At 73.2% G+C, this 1,329-nt stretch carries 2 protein-coding genes; one reads left to right on the forward strand and one right to left on the reverse strand.

What is annotated here, in order from left to right; all coding sequences use genetic code 11:
- Window positions 1-389, reverse strand: a 389-nt coding sequence (locus ACSNOD_RS31215) for a response regulator transcription factor (protein WP_436770443.1), incomplete at its 3' end; no start/stop codon positions are given.
- 321 nt (window positions 390-710) lie between these two features.
- On the opposite strand from ACSNOD_RS31215, the gene ACSNOD_RS31220 reads away from it, so the two are divergent.
- Window positions 711-1,289 carry an NADPH-dependent FMN reductase gene (locus ACSNOD_RS31220; RefSeq protein WP_436770444.1) on the forward strand — a complete coding sequence of 193 codons (579 nt, stop codon included), beginning with the start codon at window positions 711-713 and terminating at the stop codon, window positions 1,287-1,289.
- Window positions 1,290-1,329: the final 40 nt, after the last annotated feature.

Consider the following 1,329-nt stretch of genomic DNA (forward strand, 5'->3'; position numbering starts at 1 on the left):
GGATGCGCCCGCCCCGCCCCCTGCCGGGCCCACCGCGGCTGAACGCGGCGCGTCACCGCCTCGATCCGGGCCATGAGCTCCGGGAACCAGTACGGCTTGTCCAGACAGTCGTCCGCGCCGGCCCGCAGGCCGCGCACCCGGCCGAGCTCGGTGCCGCGATCGGTGGTGGCGATGATGGGCAGATCGCAGGCGGCCCGGATGGTCCGGCAGACCTCCAGCCCGTCCATGTCCGGGAGTTCCAGGTCGAGCAGCGCGAGGTCCGCGTCGTGGTACGCCGTCAGCGCCTTGGCCCCGGTGTCGACGACCTCGGCCTCGTGGCCGTGCCGCCGCAGTCCCACGGCGAGCGCTCCGGCCACGACGGCATCGCTCTCCACCACGAGTACACGCACGTCAGCCCCCGCGTTCCAGCCGCCGCACGCCGCGAGTCCGTCCGACGGTCGAGTCGCCCCCTGGATCGTACGCCCGCGGGCGCCGGCACCGTCAACGGTCGGCCGCGCTCGTACGGTTCAAGGCCGACCTGACATATTCCGCGCCGCGGCGGGGCATCGCCTTGCCCTCAACCGCGCTCGAGGTTCGATGCTGGAACCACTCGGACGGCACCGGAGAGCCACCGGAGTCCCGCCGTACGCACGCACCGCACACGTCCGCGCCGTACGCACCCGCCGTACGCACGCACCGTACGCATCCGCCGCCTCAACGAAGGGGACACCATGTCGACCACCCCCGAGACCATGCGCCTGGCCGTCGTCATCGGCAGCGTCCGCGAGGGCCGCTTCGGGCCCACCGTCGCCCGCTGGTTCGTAGAGGAGGCCCACCAGCACGGGCAGTTCGAGGTCGACGTCATCGACCTCGCCGAGGAGGAGCTGCCCGAGATCCTCAGCGAGCAGCGCCCGCCGGGGATGGCCACGCTGGGCCGGCGGCTGGCCGAGGCCGACGCGTTCGTGATGGTCACCCCCGAGTACAACCACGCCTACCCCGCCTCCCTCAAGCACCTGATCGACTGGCACTACGCCGAGTGGCAGGCCAAACCGGTCGGCTTCGTCTCCTACGGCGGACTCGCCGGCGGCCTGCGCGCCGTCGAGGCACTGCGACCCGTCCTCAACGAACTCCACGCCGCCCCGATCCGCGACGTGGTCAGCTTCCACAACCCGTGGGACGCCTTCGGCGACGACGGCCGGCTCACCGACCCCGCAGGCCCCAACGCCGCCGCGAAAGTCATGCTCGACCGGCTGGGCTGGTGGTCCTCCGCCCTGCGCGAGGCCCGCGCCAAGCACCCGTACGGCGCCTGACCCGGCGCCGTACCCACCCGCCACGCCAGCCGTCCCCGCC

The sequence above is a fragment of the Streptomyces sp. URMC 123 genome, from assembly GCF_051386515.1.
Lineage (GTDB): Bacteria > Actinomycetota > Actinomycetes > Streptomycetales > Streptomycetaceae > Streptomyces.

What these genes read in the sequence shown, in the direction of transcription:
- ACSNOD_RS31220 (WP_436770444.1), top strand. Translation starts at nt 711, where the DNA reads ATGTCGACCACCCCCGAGACCATGCGCCTGGCCGTCGTCATCGGCAGC.